16 protein-coding genes are annotated in these 16,270 nt (G+C 40.5%); 7 read left to right on the top strand and 9 right to left on the bottom strand.

Translation table 11 applies throughout. The features are described 5' to 3' along the window. Positions 1-126: 126 nt before the first annotated feature. Positions 127-1,731, bottom strand: a complete 1,605-nt coding sequence (locus CYLST_RS28680) for a CPBP family intramembrane glutamic endopeptidase (RefSeq protein WP_015211243.1) — start codon at positions 1,729-1,731, stop codon at positions 127-129. Positions 1,732-1,865: 134 nt separating this feature from the next. Between CYLST_RS28680 and CYLST_RS28675 the strand changes: the two genes are divergently transcribed. The 3 genes from CYLST_RS28675 to CYLST_RS28665 all read left to right on the top strand — a co-directional run bounded on the left by CYLST_RS28675 (position 1,866) and on the right by CYLST_RS28665 (position 4,845). Further along, complete coding sequence (locus CYLST_RS28675) at positions 1,866-2,540, top strand: Uma2 family endonuclease (protein WP_041233986.1); 675 nt, start codon at positions 1,866-1,868, stop codon at positions 2,538-2,540. Positions 2,541-2,962: 422 nt separating this feature from the next. Beyond that, positions 2,963-3,568, top strand: coding sequence for a hypothetical protein (locus CYLST_RS28670; RefSeq protein WP_015211241.1), 606 nt, complete (start codon positions 2,963-2,965; stop codon positions 3,566-3,568). 278 nt (positions 3,569-3,846) lie between these two features. After that, positions 3,847-4,845 (top strand): HEPN domain-containing protein, encoded by a 999-nt coding sequence (locus CYLST_RS28665; RefSeq protein ID WP_015211240.1) that lies wholly within the window; start codon positions 3,847-3,849, stop codon positions 4,843-4,845. A 121-nt stretch (positions 4,846-4,966) separates the two neighbouring features. Here CYLST_RS28665 and CYLST_RS28660 read toward each other — a convergent pair whose 3' ends face one another. The 6 genes from CYLST_RS28660 to sufB all read right to left on the bottom strand — a co-directional run bounded on the left by CYLST_RS28660 (position 4,967) and on the right by sufB (position 11,438). Beyond that, positions 4,967-5,599: a Uma2 family endonuclease gene (locus CYLST_RS28660; RefSeq protein ID WP_015211239.1), complete on the bottom strand. Its 633-nt coding sequence runs from the start codon at positions 5,597-5,599 to the stop codon at positions 4,967-4,969. Position 5,600: 1 nt separating this feature from the next. Further along, on the bottom strand, positions 5,601-6,209 hold the full coding sequence (locus CYLST_RS28655) for a hypothetical protein (protein ID WP_015211238.1): 609 nt from the start codon (positions 6,207-6,209) through the stop codon (positions 5,601-5,603). A 228-nt stretch (positions 6,210-6,437) separates the two neighbouring features. Next, complete coding sequence (locus tag CYLST_RS28650; RefSeq protein ID WP_015211237.1) at positions 6,438-7,700, bottom strand: cysteine desulfurase; 1,263 nt, start codon at positions 7,698-7,700, stop codon at positions 6,438-6,440. Positions 7,701-7,726: 26 nt separating this feature from the next. Next, positions 7,727-9,097, bottom strand: coding sequence for a Fe-S cluster assembly protein SufD (gene sufD / locus CYLST_RS28645; protein ID WP_015211236.1), 1,371 nt, complete (start codon positions 9,095-9,097; stop codon positions 7,727-7,729). Then, positions 9,097-9,885, bottom strand: coding sequence for a Fe-S cluster assembly ATPase SufC (sufC, locus tag CYLST_RS28640; RefSeq protein ID WP_015211235.1), 789 nt, complete (start codon positions 9,883-9,885; stop codon positions 9,097-9,099). Before sufC ends, sufD begins: the two co-directional genes overlap by 1 nt. A 113-nt stretch (positions 9,886-9,998) precedes the next feature. After that, positions 9,999-11,438 (bottom strand): Fe-S cluster assembly protein SufB, encoded by a 1,440-nt coding sequence (gene sufB, locus CYLST_RS28635; protein ID WP_015211234.1) that lies wholly within the window; start codon positions 11,436-11,438, stop codon positions 9,999-10,001. A 227-nt stretch (positions 11,439-11,665) separates the two neighbouring features. Here sufB and sufR point away from each other — a divergent pair, with 227 nt between their 5' ends. The 4 genes from sufR to CYLST_RS28615 all read left to right on the top strand — a co-directional run bounded on the left by sufR (position 11,666) and on the right by CYLST_RS28615 (position 14,850). Next, positions 11,666-12,382 (top strand): iron-sulfur cluster biosynthesis transcriptional regulator SufR, encoded by a 717-nt coding sequence (gene sufR, locus CYLST_RS28630; RefSeq protein ID WP_015211233.1) that lies wholly within the window; start codon positions 11,666-11,668, stop codon positions 12,380-12,382. A 132-nt stretch (positions 12,383-12,514) separates the two neighbouring features. Continuing rightward, complete coding sequence (locus CYLST_RS28625) at positions 12,515-13,846, top strand: RNA-guided endonuclease InsQ/TnpB family protein (RefSeq protein WP_015211232.1); 1,332 nt, start codon at positions 12,515-12,517, stop codon at positions 13,844-13,846. A 58-nt stretch (positions 13,847-13,904) separates the two neighbouring features. Beyond that, positions 13,905-14,165, top strand: a complete 261-nt coding sequence (locus CYLST_RS28620) for a hypothetical protein (protein WP_015211231.1) — start codon at positions 13,905-13,907, stop codon at positions 14,163-14,165. Positions 14,166-14,271: 106 nt separating this feature from the next. After that, entirely contained in the window at positions 14,272-14,850 is a 579-nt protein-coding gene (locus tag CYLST_RS28615) for a YbhB/YbcL family Raf kinase inhibitor-like protein (RefSeq protein ID WP_015211230.1), read from the top strand. A 45-nt stretch (positions 14,851-14,895) separates the two neighbouring features. Here CYLST_RS28615 and CYLST_RS28610 read toward each other — a convergent pair whose 3' ends face one another. Together CYLST_RS28610 and CYLST_RS28605 are read right to left on the bottom strand one after the other, a co-directional pair. Further along, the gene (locus tag CYLST_RS28610; RefSeq protein WP_015211229.1) at positions 14,896-15,531 is read right to left on the bottom strand and encodes a hypothetical protein; all 636 of its coding nucleotides are present in this window, start codon (positions 15,529-15,531) and stop codon (positions 14,896-14,898) included. Positions 15,532-15,836: 305 nt separating this feature from the next. Beyond that, positions 15,837-16,163 carry a YbjQ family protein gene (locus CYLST_RS28605; RefSeq protein ID WP_015211228.1) on the bottom strand — a complete coding sequence of 109 codons (327 nt, stop codon included), beginning with the start codon at positions 16,161-16,163 and terminating at the stop codon, positions 15,837-15,839. Positions 16,164-16,270 lie beyond the last annotated feature (107 nt).

Raw genomic sequence — 16,270 nt, 5'->3', positions numbered from 1 at the left:
CATTAGTCTATTTGGCTCGAAGCAGGATTTTATTCCTGCTTATCGCTAATTATAACCAGTAAATTGATGTTACATATGCAGATATAAGCAAATTTTCCGGTTCTTCGCAACTGTGGTATTTAAGTATTAATTATTGCCACTACCCAAGATAAACAAACTGAGTAATGTGCCGCTATTCCAAAGGCTGTGGAGAAGCATAGGAGCAAGGAGGTTGCGCGTAGACCCGGAGGGGCTTGTCGTCAGACATCGCGTGTAAACTAATCCCAAGACAATTCCCAGCGCCGTTAGGGGCAGAATTTCTGACAAGCTGAGGTGAGCAGCGGCAAACAATAAACTACTGACCAGAATGGCTCCCCACACTGGTAAATAACGAGTTAAGGAAGGTAACAAAAAGCCGCGAAACAGAAGTTCTTCAAATAACGGGGCGGCGATCGCAGCTGTAAAGAAAAATATCCCTAGTGCTACACCATCTCGGCTTTCCAGAGCTAGTTGTAACAGCGGATTGCTACCACCTTGTCCTTGCCATAATTGTTGATTAATCAACGATACCAACACCACTATCGGTAAAGCCGTGCAATAGCCCCCCAGTCCCCACAAAAACCAATTACCTTGGAGACGGAAGCCAAACCATAATTCTGGCAGCGGGAAAAAGCGTTTGATCGAGTAATACAGGACTAACAGCGCCCCTGATGCCATCATTAGATAACTAATCAAGACGTAAACAGCCTGAACTCGCACATCAGCGGAACGCGGAATCGGCAGGAGCGCTAACACTGCGGGGACAAAAAGTTGCCCCATCAACAAAAAGCCGAGGACGAAAACCTGTAAAACGGTTTCCCCACCCCAAGGTGTTATCCAAGGTAAATCGCCATTTTGAGCTAATAAGGAGGCTTTACCCTTCAGCAAGCGCTGACCAATTAAAAAAACCAGCAGTACCACACCGATTAAAGCTGACAAAGTGGGAATCGTGGCAATCAGCGCTAACTTCAACACCGCTTGACTAGCAGCTTCTTGTTGCGCCGCTTTAACCGTTGATAAAGCGTCTTGGCGTTGCTGGAGTTGGTATAACTGAATCAAAGCTGTAGAGCGAAACCAACCTTGTAAATTTTTTTGAATCAGCTGTTGAGCATTTGGTAAAAGACGAGGGGGATTGCTCCAGAGTCCGCTTAATGCGATCGCAGTTTTCCCAAATTCTGGATTCACATCTGAGCGCTTTTCTAATTCACTCCAAGTATCGAGGGCGCTAGCCGTCTCACCCTGCTTTGCTTGCAAAATTCCTAGGCGCAATTCTAAAACATCCAGTAATTTTTGCAGTTGCTGAACAGACTGCTGTAACTGCTGTTTCTGTCCCTGTCCAGAGGTTTTGGTAACACGAGAAATTTTTGGTAGGGGTTTAGTTTCTGAGGAAGCAGCAACTTCTTGAGAGGGCAGTTGTGCTATTTGGTTTTTCGATTTATCTAAATTAGTTTGGACTGATTGAAGTGCTTCCTGATACTGCTTTGTCGCATTTTCCAGGGGTTTCTCGTCCACAATCATTTTCCGAATTGCCTGGAAACTCTCATCGTTACTATCTTCTGGTTGCCAGGACTGCGCTTCTAGCACAATATTTGTTTGGTACAATTCCAAGTTACTTTGGAACTGAGGTTTCTGCCAACTACTGAATAAAGACTCACTGGAAATCCAGAGTGCTAGCAGCGTCAGCGCAATTAAAAGCAACCGCTTAAGTGTCATCTATCCCCCTTTGATTAACCAGTGGAGAGCGCGTGCCCCTTGGAAATTATCGCAAGAAAAAGCAGCTATGTGGATAGATATGATCAATATTGTAAGTTTACTATATGTCTGCGTTTATTTCTGGCATCCCCACCATGTTAAATTACAACCCATTACACTGCTTACCATCCGCCGAGGATCTACCTGACTCTGACGATGAACCAGTGGATAATCAACTACAACATTTAATTCCCGGTTTGCTGGAAAGCATATTAGCTTGGTTATGGTCCAGCCGCATGGATTGGTTTTTCGGCGCGGATATGGGTATTTACTATGATCCCGAACAGCCGCCAATTGTACCCGATGGTTTTTTGAGTTTAGGAGTTGAGCGAGTTTTTGATGAGAACTTGCGTTTAAGTTATGTGTTGTGGGAAGAAAAGGTAATGCCAATTATGGCGTTAGAAATTGTTTCTCACAGAAGGCGCGGTGAATATACCGGCAAAAAGAAAATATATGCTGAAATGGAAATTTTATATTATGTTATCTATAATCCTCAACGTCGCCGAAAATCACCTTTAGAAGTTTATCGCTTGGTAAATGGCGCATATATATTACAGCCAGGAAATCCAGTTTGGTTAGCAGAGATAGGTTTAGCAATTGGTTATCAACGGGGAACCTATCAAGGAATTACACGGGATTGGTTATATTGGTATGACGAGCAAGGTGTGAGATATTTATCACCAGAAGAACGGGCAATATCTGCTGAACAACGCGCCGAAAGGTTAGCAGAAGAGTTGCGAAAGTTAGGAATAAATCCTGATAATTTATAACTATACCTCTTGTATGAATATTTTTTGTCTCGCGCAAAGGCGCAGAGAAGAACGCAAAAATAAGAAGCTTGGGAATTTGCAGTATTTTATAGGATGAGCAATTGCTTTTCTAGGACTTATGCACTGACAAAAAAGATAAATATGGTCATCAGTTTTATTTATTCAAAGTCTGATAAATTGTGCGTTAGGGAACGCACACTACGGGTAGGATGCGTCCCCTGACGCATCAAAAAAGTCTGAAAAGAGGGCAAATTTGTACGGTACGTAAGTCCTATTTCAGTAAATACTCTTATTAAAATCTTTGTTAGGCTATTCTTAAGCTAATCTTTATATAAAATTAAGTACATATTTTAGTAATTCTTTTCTGAGAGAAAAATTATGATGATAATCATCTAAGTTTTTTATATTTTTGGCTTTCGAGTATGTCTATCTACCATAAGATTGCTTTAGCTGTCCTTAGCTCAATTTTATTAGAAGTTGGCTTTACACAGTTCACTGATTCTAAATATGTATTAGCCCAAAGCATGAATAATGCTGATACAAGTTGCTATTGGCAGACGACAGATGGTAGGAATATAGATTTGGGTGTCCTATGTGGATCTAAATCTCAACCTCTACCTACATCATCTTCAACAAGTGAGCAAGAATTCAGTATTGAAAATGTTCGTCTAATCAGCATAATCAAGACAAGAGAGTTTTATGTAACTGGTAATCTAACAAATAGAAGTAACAAGACTCAGGGTATTTTAGATATGTCTTATCAGGTTTACAAACAAGTTGACGGTTACTTAAAGCCAGATTATTCTAATAACTTTACCGTTGAGAAAATACAGCTTCAAGCAGGTGAAACTACAAAGTTTGAAGCTCAACTTCGCCGCCGTCCTACTTTGTTAATGTTCACCAGTTTAGATTCAAGTGAGCAAGGATCTATACCACTTGATATTTGTTATACTAATACTGTTGAGCAAGGGGAATTATGTAAGCGTCTTTCTCCCATATCAATCAGGAGATATTCTCCATCAAAATAGTAAAATTAATTCAATCCAATACACTTTAACATTTTTATAAAATAAATCAGATGAAGCTACTGTGGAAAATTCGCCATGTAGGTTTAGCAGTTTTTAACTGGGAAAATACCGTTCTTTAGTATTTCGCGAAGGAAAGGTTGAGTTGGGGGCAAGAATATTAAAAAATTGGTTCCTATTTGCAAAATTACAAATTAATTATTGGCTATATAAGGAAAAAGAAAATCTAAAAACCATAGTTGGTGATGCAATAAATATTGCGAGTATTCTGGAGTGAAAAAATGTTGGATAATAATTTAAAAACGAAAATAGAAAAGCTTGATTTAGAACTGAGGATTAAAAACTTATCTTTAAATGAACGTAAGTCCAAAGTAATTGAAGAAATTTGTCCTAATTTAGAAGAATCAGCAGATAAATTTTGGAATTTTAGTGGCAAGTCGGGTAATAATTATTTTAATAATCTTGAGCTTGTGAATCAAGTTGAGAAATGGTATGAAATTAACTATCCTAATCAAATAAAATGTTCATTAAAGAAGATTAAACCTTTCTATATTCAAGGAGATATTTATTTTTTCGATTATTCAAAAGAAACAGAATTATTTATTAATTGTATAATAAACCTTTCTAAGAAAGACAGAGATTTCTTGGTAGAGAATTACCTTGAGGAAGTAGAGAGAGAATTTAGACAAGGAAAAAAAAATATAGAATCAATATTCTGCCTACAAAAGATTATTTATTTAAGAAATATAAAAAACCTAGAAGAAAAAAATGCCTATGAAAGATTATCAATGATAAATTTAGATAAAAGTGAATATTTAGACCCAAGAGTAATAGAATGGGTCAATTTTGCTATTGAAGATTTAAGTGTTGCTATAAATATTTTAGAATCTACGCGCAATTACCAAATTATAGTTTTCCCAATTTGTCAAGCTATTGAAAAATTTTTTAAAGCTTGTCTTATAGACAAAGAGAAGCAACAAAACCCAGCTATATCAACTGAGCAAATAGAGATAATCATTAAGAGATACAGCCATAAGATTACTTCGATAAAAGATAACTTAATTCAATGTAATTATTTTGATAACCCAAACTTAGTTAGAGAAGAATTAGAACAACTGAAAACAATAATTGAAATTGATAATAGCCCTAGCTATAGGTATCCTATTAAAGAGATTTCGTCCGCTGACGCTGTAAAAATTATAGATATAACATTAAATATTTTTAGTATAATAAAGGAAAAACTGCTGATTCCGCCTTTAAAATTTATATTCAACGAATGATGTATGTTCAATTCCACTAAATCTTAGATTAGCAAATCTAAGTAGTGTTTAAAAAACAGAATTATGTATGTAAGCATCTGAATTTTTTATCTTGTTATAGGTATTGTAAAAAAAAATCAACTTACCCTATCTTACCTCTCACCCAAGCGCGAAAAGATTTCAGCAAGGCAATTTCACCAATACTTTTACTCTGCTGAATAAATCTGCTGATATCACTCACCGATACTAGGGGAAAAGCAATACTAAACTCACATTCAATATATTGTCCTTCTAGCAATCGATAAAATTTTAAAATTTCCCCGTCATATCTCCAAAGTTCAGCTACACCTAAAGCTGCATAAATATTAAATTTATTTACAGAACTGCTGGTAATATCAATTTCAATTGCTAAATCAGGAGGCGGGTCAGTTTTTAAATCTAGTTCTAGCTTCCCTCTAATAGCTGGTTCATTCTGGATATAATAACAATTATCTGGTTCTATTCCCCGCTTAGATACTTTTCGCTTCAAGGTTGTGGAACCAGCACTTCTAACTTCAATATCCAGTTCTTCAGCTAAAGCAATGATAAAGTTACCCAAATTACTTTTGGGGTTTTCGTGTTCAAAAAGTGGAGTCATGATTTCTAAAGTACCGCAGTCATAAGCAAACCGAGAACCTCTATCCTCACCTGTATCTCTCAGTAAGGCTTCAAAGGTATCCCAGCTAACGTTATGTAGTACTGTTCTTTGTTCAGCAGGGGTTGACTTGACAAGCATATTACAATACTTCTTCTGTCAGAATACTAGATAAAATTCCGATAATTTTACCTATATCATTAATATAATATTCGCTTAAGTCAATTTCAACCACCTGCCCAATCAGTTTTAAAAATTTCCAGTTAGTCCCTGTGGTGACAGTTCCATAAATTGTCTGAATGTTATTCCCCTCACGTTCATTAAACAATTTAGCTGCTAACATTTCAGCTATGCATCGTCCTAAGCCTGCGTTGATATTTTCTTTTTTAGCTTCTACAATTGTAATAACTGGGGCATTAACAATTAATAGTTCTGGTGAAAGACTAATGATAAAATCACAATTTCCATTTAATCCTTGGGCAGAATCTACAGTAAAATCTATACCTGAAAATAAGCTTATTTGATTGTTTAAATATTTTCTGACAGCGATTAAAATAGGTGCAATTATCATTTCTGAACGGGATTTTTCCGTATTACTAGCAAGTGCTAAAATAATATTTTCTTTTAATACTTCTGCAAGTAATGCTGGACATTCAACTTCTGGGATAGAGGCAAATATCTCAACTTTGTCAACAAGGGTTAAACCAAAATTTTTCCTAACTTTATCTAGAGTAAAGTCACTGTATGACATTTTGATTAAGTAGGTTGGCGTAAATAATTCAAGGTTGGTAGTGAGGGCTTTAGCCCTACTTTGAGGGCTGAAGCCCTCACTACGAGCAAATTTCAATAGTTTTTACTTTGCTTAACATAGTTTGATTTCTTTTTGCCTACTTACTTACTCCTGAAAATTCAGGTAGTTAGATTGTGCCAAATATTTTTAATAATAAGTGGCACAATTAGGATAAAAACATTACCAAAACTAATCAAGGAAACCAGCAAAAAAGTCAAGGGTTTCTTTCAGTGCTTTGATGAAAACATCAATTTCTTCACGGGTGTTGTAAAAAGATAAACTAGCCCGTGCGGTTGCGGGAAGACCTAAATAGCGGTGTAATGGGTGAGTGCAATGGTGTCCAGAACGAATGGCAATGCCTTCTTGATCTAATAATGTAGATAAGTCGTTAGCGTGGACACCTTCTGCTGTAAATGCTGCTAAAGCGGCTCTACCTTCACCTTTGGCATTTGGCTTAGGCCCGTAAATTCTAATTTGGGGAATTTGTTCTAATTGTTGGAACAAATAAGCGGTTAATTCTGCTTCGTAGGCGTGGATCTTATCCATACCAATACTACTAAGATAATCTACCGCTGCCCCAAGTGCGATCGCTTCCCCAATTGCCGGTGTACCCGCTTCAAACTTATGGGGTAACTCTGCGTAGGTGGAATGGTCTAAATACACCTCTGCAATCATCTCACCACCACCTAAAAACGGCGGCATAGATTCCAGTAGTTCCAACTTACCATACAAAAAGCCTATCCCCGTTGGAGCGCACATTTTATGCCCGGAAGCTACCAACCAATCACAGCCTATTTGCTGCACATCAATAGGCATATGAGGGACACTTTGACAAGCATCAATTAAAACTTTTGCACCGTATCTGTGAGCGATTGCGACAATTTCTTCCACTGGGTTAATACAACCCAAAGCGTTAGAAATATGTACCAAAGACACCAATTTTGTTTTTTCAGAAATCAGTTGTTTAAACTGTTCCAAATCAAAACTTTCTTCTGGTGTCAGTTCGACAAATTTCAAAACTGCACCCGTTTTTTGCGCCACAAACTGCCAGGGAACTAGATTACTGTGGTGTTCCATCACCGACAGAATAATCTCATCTCCAGGCTGTAAATTGCTCATTCCCCAACTGTAGGCTACTAGGTTAATCGCCTCACTAGCGTTGCGGGTGTAGACAATTTCTTGACGCGATGCAGCATTGATAAATTTAGCAACTTTATCTCGCGCACCCTCATAAGCATCAGTAGCTTTAGCGCTGAGGGTATGGGCACCCCGATGCACATTAGAATTATACTGTTCGTAATAATCCCGCAGGGCATTTAATACGAATAAAGGCTTTTGTGAGGTAGCTGCATTATCAAGATAAACTAACGTTTTCCCATTGACTTCCTGACGTAATATTGGGAAGTCAGCGTGAACTTTATCAGCTAGGGTTTTGGTAGGGGTGAAAGTCATTGTCAGTAGTTATTAGTTATTAGTCATTAGTCATTAGATAAAGACTTAAGACTATTGACTGTGTTTAACAGGATTTTTTGCAGAGAGGGAACTGGTATTTGGTTGATGATTTCGGCAGCGAAGGCGTTAACTAAAAGCTTGCGTGCATCGTTTTCATCAATTCCCCGGCTTTGCAGGTAGAATATTTCATCATCTTCCAATTGGCTAACAGTGGCACCGTGAGCGCATTTTACATTATCCGCTGTAATTTCCAATTGGGGTTTGGTATCGATTCTCGCTTTCGGTGATAGTAGCAAATTGCGATTTAACTGAGCCGCATCGGTTAACTGTGCTGGTTTGGGGACAAAAACCTTGCCATTGAACACTGCATGAGCGCGATCGCCTACAATACACTTATGCAATTGCTTGCTAGAGCCGTGAGGATAGTTGAGAGCGATCGCACTGTGAGTATCCGCCACCTGCTTAGAACCTATCATCGTCAAGCCATTGAGACTTGTTTGAGTTTGTTCACCAGCTTGCAAAATCTCCAAATTGTGCCGCGTCAACTTGCCACCAAAAGCGATCGCATAACAAGTATATCGACTATCACGAGCTTGAGTAACAGCAGTCTTCCCCACATGAATTGCCCCTGCGCCTTCCATCTCAACCCTAGTGTGACTCACCTCGGCATTTTCAGCCAGCCAAATTTCCGTAACCGCATTAGTAAAGTAAACCCCCTCTTCCTTGGCGCTCTTGGCGTCTTGGCGGTTCGTAAACTCCTCAACCAAAGTCACCTGCGAACCACTTTCCGCCACCACCAAACAACGAGGCTGAGAAAAAGTCGGCGTTTCACCCACAACCGAAACAAACAGCAGATGAATAGGCGTTTCAACCACCACATTTTTACCCACCAACACCACCGCCGCATCAGTCAACCCTGCGGTATTGAGAGCAGTAAACACCTCCCTAGCACCCTCAGATTGGGCTAAAAAAGGCTGTACAACTTGATAATTATCCAAAAGAGCCAAATTACTTACCACAATTCCCCGTGGTAAATCTGCAACAGCCGATAACTCCGGCGCATAAACGCCATTCACAAAAACCAAACGGCTATTAGCAGCTTCAGGCAGAATATTTGGCTGTAGAGAAATTGTCTCCAACCTCCCTAAATTAAATTGCACCTTTCGCAATTCTGACAAATCAGTAAAACGCCATTCTTCCTCGCGGGTAGTGGGGATAGTCGAGTGACGTACCCAATTAGCCGCACCGTCACGTAATTCCTGCAACCAACCATTTGATTTAGTGGCAATTACATCATTTAACAAACCAGTCAGATAAGCATCTCTATCTAAAAGAGATGTTTCAGGAAGCGTCTCTACAATATTAGGAATAGCGCTGGGAGAAACTTGAATAGACATTACACACCCACCCCAACCGCAGCATCTTCTAAAACCCAGTCATAACCACGAGCTTCTAATTCCAGTGCCAAATCCTTACCACCGCACATGAGAATTTGCCCATTAGCCATCACATGAACATAGTCGGGAATAATATAATCAAGCAAACGCTGATAATGGGTAATCATAATCGTGGCATTATCTGGACTTGCCAACTGATTTACCCCATTTGCCACAATTCTCAGAGCATCAATATCCAAACCCGAATCAGTCTCATCAAGAATTGCCAACTTTGGTTCTAGCAGAGCCATTTGCAGAATTTCATTCCGCTTCTTTTCACCACCAGAAAACCCTTCATTCAAACTACGACTAAGAAAAGAGGGATTCATCTTCACCACATCCAGCTTTTGCTCAATCAAATCATCAAAATCAAAAGCATCCACCTCATCCAAACCCTGTCCCTTGCGACGGGAATTATAAGCCACCCGCAAGAAATCCAAATTACTCACACCAGGAATTTCCAAGGGATATTGAAACGCCAAAAACACACCCGCTCTAGCCCTCTCCGCAGGTTCCATTTCCAGCAGATTTTGCCCCTGAAAAATCACCTCACCACCAGTCACCTTATAAGCCGGATGTCCCGTTAACACCTTAGAAAAAGTACTCTTACCAGAACCATTCGGCCCCATAATCGCGTGAACTTCGCCAGAGCGAACTTCCAAATTCACACCCTTAAGAATCGGCGTACCATCAACCTCAGCCGTCAAATCTCTGACTGACAGCACAACTTCACTATTTTCAATAATCATGTTCTCTCTCTTCTCTCTTCTCTCTTCTCTCTTTCTCTGCGTTCTCTGCGCCTCTGCGGTTCGTTTCACCAAAACACAGGGGAACAGAATCAACTTAAACCGTAGTTTTACTATTACCCAACAGAACCTTCCAACTTCAGACTCAACAACTTATCAGCTTCCACAGCGAACTCCATCGGCAGCTGATTAAAAACATCCTTACAGAAACCGCTAATCATCATCGAAATAGCATCTTCTGGAGAAATACCCCGTTGAGCGAAGTAAAAAAGCTGATCTTCCCCAATCTTAGAAGTAGAAGCCTCATGCTCCACCTTTGCAGTATGATTTTGCACCTGAATATAAGGGAAAGTATTCGCATGAGCATTATCCCCAATCAACATCGAGTCGCACTGAGAATAGTTTCTAGCCCCTTTAGCCGTCGGATTAACCTTCACCAAACCCCGGTAACTATTACTAGATTTACCGGCAGAGATTCCTTTAGAAATAATAGTGCTGCGAGTATTCTTACCAATGTGAACCATCTTAGTGCCGGTATCAGCTTGCTGCATATTATTTGTCAGCGCCACCGAGTAGAATTCACCCACAGAGTTATCACCAACTAACACACAGCTAGGATACTTCCAAGTAATTGCCGAACCAGTTTCAACCTGAGTCCAGGAAATCTTAGAATTCACACCCTGACACAAACCGCGCTTAGTGACAAAGTTATAAATACCGCCTTTGCCATTGACATCTCCAGCGTACCAATTTTGGACAGTGGAGTATTTAATTTCGGCGTTGTCGAGGGCCACGAGTTCCACAACAGCAGCGTGTAGCTGGTTGCTGTCGTACATCGGCGCTGTGCAACCTTCTAGATAAGAAACATAGCTACCTTCTTCAGCGACAATCAAAGTCCGCTCAAATTGTCCAGTATCGCCAGAGTTGATGCGGAAGTAGGTAGACAATTCCATCGGGCATTTGACGCCTTTAGGAATGTAGACAAAGGAACCATCAGAGAAGACAGCAGCGTTGAGGGCGGCAAAATAGTTGTCAGCAATAGGGACGACGCTACCCAGATATTTTTTGATCAGTTCTGGGTGTTCTTGCAGCGCTTCGGAAATCGAGCAGAAAATAACGCCATCTTTGGCTAGTTTGTCTTTGAATGTAGTGGCGATGGAAACGCTATCGAAAATCGCATCAACGGCGACATTTGCCAAGCGCTTCTGTTCTGTGATGGGAATGCCCAGTTTTTCAAAGGTTTCTAGGAGGGTGGGATCAACTTCCTCCAAGCTGTTCAGCTTTTGTTTCTTTTGTTTCGGTGCTGAATAATAGACGATATTTTGGTAGTCAATTGCTGGATACTTGACGCTGGGCCAAGTTGGTTCCGTCATTTTTAGCCACTGGCGGTAAGCTCTGAGACGAAACTCCAGCATGAATTCCGGCTCATTCTTTTTGGCAGAAATCACGCGGATAACGTCCTCGTTTAGTCCACGCGGAATCGTGTCGGCTTCAATGTCGGTGACAAAGCCGTACTTGTAGGGTTGGTTGACTAAGGTATTGACAGTGGCAGTCATCGGTAGTTGTCTCTTGTGTTCGGTTCTGAATCTCTTGAACTAAGGATGGCAGAATGGCTCTGACTAGCCGATTCTCCTTTCGCGTTACCGAGTGGTCACACGGCTGCTAATATAGATGTGGAGAGTAAAACAACGGGGCTGTTGTTTAAACTATCTTCATTTTACGCTAGATTAACAACAACAATGTTGTTAAAGTCAAATTTTCTCAGAAATTTTTTAGGACGAAGATGGCGACTACCCACCAGTCCTCAACGAAGCAAGATATCCTAGAGTATCTGCTGAAACACTCACAGGCAACGGCTTTTGAGCTAGCGGCGATTTTAGAAGTTAGCCCCCAAGCGATTCGTCGTCATCTCAAAGATTTGGAGACGGAAGAGCTAGTTTTGTTCTCAACGCCAGAACAGCCGGGGATGGGGCGTCCGCAACACATTTATCATCTGAGCCGTCAGGGACGCGAACACCTACGGCTCAATGAAAGTGAACGCCGGAGGCGCACTGGGGGAGATTTCTATACTGATGGTTACGGCAAATTCGCCGTTTCGCTGCTGGATACCTTAGCGGAAACGGTAGGACGTGACCAAGTTAAATCGATTTTACAAAAACAGTGGCAGCGCAAGGCCCAAGAATATCGGGAACGCTTGGGTAATGGTTCCCTGGAAGAACGTGTGGCAAATTTAGTAGAACTAAGAAAAGCTGAAGGCTTCATGGCGGAGTGTCACCTTGTAGAAGAGCATGACTCCCCAGCAGGCAAATGCTTTATTTTAATGGAGCATAACTGCGCGATTTCCAACGTTGCTGAGTCTTTTCCTAGCGTCTGCGGTCATGAACTAGAAATGTTTGCCGCTGTTCTTCCCGATTGTACAGTGGAGCGCACCCACTGGATTATCAACGGCGAACATCGCTGTGGCTATTTAGTACGAAGCTCAAAAGCAAAAGCTTCATGAATAAACTTGTTTTCATAAGGATACCCGGTAAGTGGGAAACTCAGTGGCTTTAGCCCTGAGAGGGAAGCGACACGGGCGGTTTTAACCGCCGTAGTATTTTCCGTTACAATGGAGAAGTCAACAAAGTTACTTATGTTACTGGTGGCAAAAAAACAGAAATCAATTGGGGTACAACAGGTTTTGTTGTCTCCTGATAATGAAACTAAAGCGTTACTAGAATATCTTTGTCAACAATCTGGGAAGTTATATAATAGTGGTGTTTATTTCGCTCGACAAACATTTTTTAAAACCGGAAAACTTTTGACTGGTAAGTTTGATTTAGTTTATGAACCCACTGTTTCAAAAACATTAGTTGCTCAATCAATGCCATCAACGCCGATGCAACAAACTTTAATGTCTGTAGCGGAAGGTTTTAAGTCTTTTAAAGAATTGAGAAGTTTATATCTTCAAGGTAATTTACACTTTTTGCCAAAACTGCCAAATTATCTCAAAAGTGCGAAACTTTTTAAAGTTGCTTATCCAAATTCAGGAGGACAAAAGCCAACTCTGGTTAATGGACAACTTAGATTTTCTTTGGGACTGACGGTTAAAAGATGGTTTGGAGTTTCCGAATTTTTTCTACCAATGCCGTCTAACTTAGACTACTCGAAAGTTAAAGAGTTTACTATTCTTCCTAAGAACGGGGCTTTTTATCTAGAGATGTCTTATCAAATAGAAGGACACGAGCCCGAATTAGACATTAATCAAGCACTATCTATTGATTTGGGAACTGCTGATAATTTGGCGGCTTGTGTTGATACATTAGGTAATTCCCTATTGATTGATGCCCGCGTAATGAAAGCGATGAATCAATTGTGGAACAAAAAAGTATCAACAAGAAAAGAGGGTAAACCAGAATCTTATTGGGATAACTGGTTAGACCGTGTTACCCGTAAACGTAACCATCAAATGCGTGACGGCATTAATAAAGCTGCAAAACTAATTATTAACCATTGTTTAAAATATGGCATTGGGACATTATTAATTGGTTGGAATGAAGGTTTTAAATCTAATGCTAACATGGGCAAAATCAACAATCAAAAGTTTGTCCAAATGCCTTTAGGTAAACTAAAAACTCGACTAATGCAACTTTGCGATTTGCATGGTATTAGATTCCAAGAAACCGAAGAAGCTTATACTTCAATTGCTAGTTTTCTAGACGGAGACTCCCTACCCAAATATGGCGAAAAACCTGTTGGGTGGAAAGCGTCTGGAGAACGAATTAAACGCGGTTTGTATAAATCGGGCAATAGCTCGATAGTTAATGCAGATTTAAACGGCAGTGCGAATATTCTGCGAAAAGTAGCCAGCAATCTAAGCTTAGACTTAGGCTTACTGGGTAGGCGTTGTTTGACGAACGCAGCGAGAGTTAGACTTTGGATTTTACCTAAGTATACTCTGTCCGCAGAATCTCAGCGGCTTTAGCCCTGAGAGTGTCAAATTAGTTTCAGCAATTATTGGACTAAGTTTGAGAGAGTAATATATGGATATAGCACCACACCAATCGCCAACACAATTTTTAACTTTAGAAGAGTCAGCAAAGGTAGATGCTGCTTTGCTGTCTTCTCCAGAAAAGTTTTTAACCAGACTGACAATATCATCCTTGAGGATTTTGCAGCACATCGCCCAAGATTATGGTGTTGCTGTTGAAGATTTGACAACACAGCAAATAATTGCCTGGTTTGAAAAAGATGCCAAGATTAGGCGAGAGCAAGGAATTGAAGCGGCATATTTAAAGTGGTAAGCCTAACAAATACGTTAGGCATTGATGACCGTAAATAATATATGATACCCATTTGGGAAAATTTGTATTGTTAGCCTAACCATGAAATCTAAAATCCAAAATTGCTATGAGTGGAAGGCGAGTTTTTCTCAGTCAAAACTTTGCTATATTTGGATTAGTAGGATTATCTCTAGTTAGTTGTCGTTCTGCTAATAGTCGCAGTTCCTCAAAAAAGGAGGCGAAAACTATGAAATTGGCAAGCAGCGCTTTTGAAGCTAATAACTTAATTCCTGCTCAATACACTTGTGATGGTGCAGATATTTCCCCACCCCTAATCTGGGAGCAAGTCCCCAGAGAAACACAAAGCCTAGCATTAATTGTCGATGATCCAGATGCACCTGGAAAGACATTTGTTCATTGGGTGGTTTACGATCTTCCCCCTACAGTTCGCCAATTACCAGAGCAAATTTCTTCGACAAAAACTCTACCGAATGGCGGTGTGCAGGGAAAAAATGATTTTGGCAAGTTTGGTTATGGAGGCCCTTGTCCACCTAGCGGCATCCATCGCTACTTTTTCCAACTTTATGCCCTAGATAAAAAATTGGGTTTAGCCGCAGGTGCTAGCAAAAACCAAATTTTGGCAGCCATTGAGGGTCATATTTTGGCTTCGTCAGAATTAATTGGACGCTACAAACGCCAACGTTAAAGAACAAAAAGCACCTTTTTCAAGGTGCTTTCAAAATTCCAAATATCACGGATTGTAAGTGTTAGTTCGAGGACTGCGAGCACCGACGACTGCTCCCATCAGCGCTGCGGCTAAACCCAACAAGGAACCAAATACAAACCATAACAAAGCTCTAGAGGTTGCAGCCGCAATATCACGAGCTTGTTCAGCAGTTAGCCTCGGTAGGTTTGGCGGTACAGTAGTGCCTGGTTGTTGTACCTGGTTGATCACTACCGCCGTATTGGGAGCAGCAACACCAAAAGCACCCCATACCCCATTTGCTAATAGTAAAGCGCTAACTGCTAAAGTAGTTGCCCAGAGAATTGCGCCGTTGAGCAGGGCGGTGTTGCGGTTCATTGGCCCACAAGCGCGGGTTGTCACCCAACCGCCAATAAATAGGGAAATTAACAAAGCGACAGTTGACCACAGCCCGACATTAGTGGCAACCCCAGGTGTAATTGATCTTGGTGCGCCTGAGTTGGCAATTGTGCCTGCGCCAATTGCACCAAACAAGGAACTCAAAATAAATTGAGTAGCTAAAGCAACCAGAACGCCGGAAATTATTGGTCCCCAGCGAACGCGATCGCGATATTCGCTAACTCTAGCCGCGATCGCAGGCTCAGGAGGTATAACATCATCGCCTACCCGATTTACGTAAGACATACTCTATTTTCTCCCTTGCTATTTCAGCAAAGTTTCTCAGGTATATTCATGCTTATGTTTAAAATTAAATTGCTGGTGATGATTTTTATTATCTATCAATAGAAAGAGTTAGGCGCTATGTCTGTAGTCAGAACAGACTGCGGGGATCAATAAAACTTAATCTCACTTAGTCAATGTTTATATTTGCCCTAATTAACTATCTAACTTAGCTAAAAAGTATCAGATCTAATTCTAATTTAAATTAGACTTCAGGAAGAATTTAGCTTTCATATTTACTCCGGCTTCAAAGCCTATCAACTTTGTAATTAACGGACTTTCACCGCTGTGCCTGTAGCCGTAATCAGCAATAGAACTCCCGACTGGTCAACATTGATTGTACCAGTATCAATTTCAATGCCGATTACAGCATCTGCGCCTAAACGTAGGGCCCGTTGTTCTAATTCTTCGAGTGCTTTTCGTTGTCCTTGCTCAAATAAACGCTCGTAGCTACCGGTGCGTCCACCAACAATGTCTCGAATGCTAGCCAAAAAATCCCGGAGGAAATTACTACCATAGACAACTTCAGCAGTTACAATACCTAAGTATGACTGAATTACGGCTCCTTGAATCACATCGGTGGTAGTTAACAGCATAAATTAGCCTCACAAACTGGATTCTATATTCAAATTACAACTGTGTTCTGACTTTTGGCATTCCTGAGCAGAAGGCAGGAACTGAAAGAAAGTTTCGCGTTTTGGGT

The organism is Cylindrospermum stagnale PCC 7417 (assembly GCF_000317535.1).
In the GTDB taxonomy this organism is placed as follows: domain Bacteria; phylum Cyanobacteriota; class Cyanobacteriia; order Cyanobacteriales; family Nostocaceae; genus Cylindrospermum; species Cylindrospermum stagnale.
The sequence above is the reverse complement of the archived record's forward strand: the minus strand, read 5'-3'. Positions and strand labels throughout refer to the sequence as shown.